Annotated in this window: 1 protein-coding gene; it reads right to left on the minus strand. The window is 48.0% G+C overall.

Annotated elements, in window-relative coordinates:
- Positions 1 to 136 precede the first annotated feature (136 nt).
- Positions 137 to 3,064: an excinuclease ABC subunit UvrA gene (gene uvrA, locus NG833_RS28515; protein ID WP_254568649.1), complete on the minus strand. Its 2,928-nt coding sequence runs from the start codon at positions 3,062 to 3,064 to the stop codon at positions 137 to 139.
- Between the last annotated feature and the right edge of the window lie 295 nt (positions 3,065 to 3,359).

Here is a 3,359-nt window from a genome sequence, read left to right on the forward strand (position 1 = left end):
GACTTGCTGCTATTTGCCATAGATTTGGTAAAGAAACCCGGTTTCTAATCGTTAGTAGGGGGACCAGAAACCGGGTTTCTTTCATGACTTGCTGCTATTTGCCATAGATTTGGTAAAGAAACCCGGTTTCTAATCGTTAGGATTTGGGCGGATATTGCTGCAAAACGCGCTTTAAAAATTGTCCGGTGTAGGAATGAGGATTTTCCGCTACTTCCTCTGGGGTTCCGGTGGCGATCGCCTCTCCACCTTTGTCCCCGCCTTCCGGTCCTAAATCAATCACCCAATCCGCACAGCGAATCACATCTAAGTTGTGTTCAATCGTCAAAATTGAGTTCCCCTTATCCACCAATCGCTGCAACACATTCAACAATTGATGCACATCATAAAACGATAATCCCGTCGTCGGTTCATCGATTAAATACAAGGTTTTTCCCGTAGCGCGTCGGGAGAGTTCCGTTGCCAGTTTCACCCGTTGCGCTTCCCCTCCGGAGAGGGTTGGCGCGGGTTGTCCCAAGTGAATATATCCTAATCCCACATCCACTAAAGTTTGCAACCTTGTCGCCGCCCGAGGGATATGTTTAAACAGTTCTAATCCTTCTTCCACCGTGAGATTCAACACATCGGCAATGGAATGTCCCTTATATTTTACCTGCAAAGTTTCCCGATTATATCGCGCTCCTTTACAAATATCACACTGCACATAAACATCGGGTAAAAAGTTCATAGAAATAACATTCACCCCTTGTCCCCCACAAGCTTCGCAACGTCCCCCTTTGACATTAAAAGAGAACTGACCCGGTTTATATCCCCGCGCTTTTGCTTCGATGGTTTCGGCAAATAAACTCCGAATCATATCAAACACGCCCGTATAGGTGGCGGGATTGGACCGAGGGGTTCTGCCGATGGGGGATTGGTCGATAATAATCACCTTATCCACTGCATCTTTTAAACTCTTTTCCCCCAAGGTTTTGAGTGCGTCCATATCCCCGGGAAAGGGAGTCTTTCGGGTGATATGATGTTGCAATGCAGGATAGAGCAAATCATTAATTAAGCTGGATTTACCCGAACCGGAAACCCCCGTCACACAGACTAATTTTCCGAGAGGAATTTCCACATCAATCTGCTTGAGATTGTTGCGAGAACAGTTTTTCATCACCAGAGAACGTCCATTTCCTTCGCGTCGTTCCCCGGGGGTTTCAATTTGTAACCGCCCAGATAAATAAGACCCAGTGAGAGAATTTTCCGCCATCAACAGGGCGTCTAACTGTCCTTGGGCAACAATTGCGCCTCCATGTACCCCAGCGCGAGGACCGATATCGACAATCCAATCCGCAGCGCGAATTGTATCCTCGTCATGTTCCACGACAATTAAGGTATTTCCCAAATCCCGTAATTTGGTCAAGGTATGCAGCAATCGTCCGTTGTCCCGTTGATGCAGTCCGATACTCGGTTCATCCAGAACGTATAACACGCCGGTTAATCCGGCACCGATTTGGGTTGCCAGACGAATCCGTTGTGCTTCTCCTCCGGAAAGGGTCATGGCAGGGCGATCGAGGGTGAGATAATCCAATCCCACATCTAATAAAAATTGTAGTCGCGCACAAATTTCTCGGAGTACCAGTTCGGCAATTTGTGCTTGCCGACTGCTCAATTGCAACCGATCAATGCGATCGCGACAGTCGCGAATGGAAACCGAGGTTAAATCATCAATATGTTCATCCCCAATTCGCACCGCCAATGCTTCCGGTTTCAGGCGTTTTCCGTGACAACTTTCGCAAGGGCGATCGACCAAATACTGCTCTAATTTTTGCTTTTGCAGTTCCGAAGCACTTTCTTCATAGTACCGTTGCAACAACGCCAATGCACCGGCATAGCGCCGATTATTTCCCCATCCTTCGATATTAATGGGTTCATCAGCACCATATAAAATGGTCTTTCGCTGTTTTGTTGTCAACTGGTTCCAGGGTGTGGTCAACTCAAACCCGTATGCTTTTGCCAACCCTTGCAACACTGACAGATAATACGCACTGTCTTTGTCCGCCCAAGGGGCGATCGCCTCATAAATTGGCGCATCCGGGTCCGGGACGATTAACTCCGGGGAAAAGGTCCGAAAACTGCCCAATCCATGACAACTTTCACAAGCACCATAGGGGGAATTAAAGGAAAACAAACGCGGGGAAAGTTCTTCCATCACCGCCCCATGTTCAGGACAGGCAAACTTTTCAGAAAAAACTAATTCAGTCTCACCGTCTTCGGTGGTACTGTCTAATAATTGAATAATCGCAATCCCTTCCGAATGGCGCAATCCCGTGGTTAAAGAATCGGCGAGACGTTCTTGGATGCCTGCTTTTTTAATCAGGCGATCGACCACAATTTCAATGGTATGGGTATGATTTTTATCCAGTTCAATCTGGTCCGAAAGTTCGCGAATTTCGCCATTTACCCGCACTCGCACAAACCCATCGGAAGAAAGACTAGACAGGACTTTTTTATGAGTACCTTTTTTACCGCGCACCACTGGGGCGAGAATTTGAAATTTAGTGCGATCCGGGAGTTCCATCACCCGATCGCACATTTCATCAATCGTTTGCGGGGCGATCGAGCGATCGCAAATCGGACAGTGAGGTTTTCCCGCCCGTCCAAACAACAACCGCAGATAATCATAAATTTCCGTCACCGTTCCCACCGTCGATCGCGGGTTGTGGGAGGTGGATTTTTGGTCAATGGAAATCGCCGGAGAGAGTCCCTCAATGGATTCCACATCCGGTTTATCCAGTTGTCCGAGAAACTGACGGGCGTAGGCGCTGAGGGACTCCACATAACGCCGTTGACCCTCGGCAAAAATGGTATCGAAGGCAAGGGAGGATTTCCCGGATCCAGAAACGCCGGTAAAGACAATCAGGCGATCGCGCGGGAGTTCGAGGTCAATATTTTTAAGGTTATGCTGTCTGGCACCCCGAATCCGGATCCCGTGATCCCGGGGATGGAGTACCGCCTCGGTCAGGGAGGATCCATTTAAGCTCTGGACGGGTTGCTTCGTAGACACACTGGCACGTTTAGGCATAAAAATTAGCTATACATTTCTTAATAATTTTAGCGGGTTTGGATATGGATGCGGGGGTGGAGAATCAGATGAGAGGGGTTCGGATATCCGAGGGGGTCCTGGTTTGTCTCGTGGTATTGAAGGGGATAACGACTGAAGTCGTTACTACGAACAGGGGAAAATTCTTTTGTTTGTAGTAACGACTTCAGTCGTTTCCGGGTGATTTCCCTCGGACATTGCCCCTTTAAAAGATTTTCTTTTAAAGGGGATAACGACTGAAGTCGTTACTACGAACGTCGGAAAATTCTTTTGTTTG

Source organism: Oscillatoria sp. HE19RPO, assembly GCF_024220515.1.
Lineage (GTDB): Bacteria > Cyanobacteriota > Cyanobacteriia > Cyanobacteriales > Laspinemataceae > Laspinema.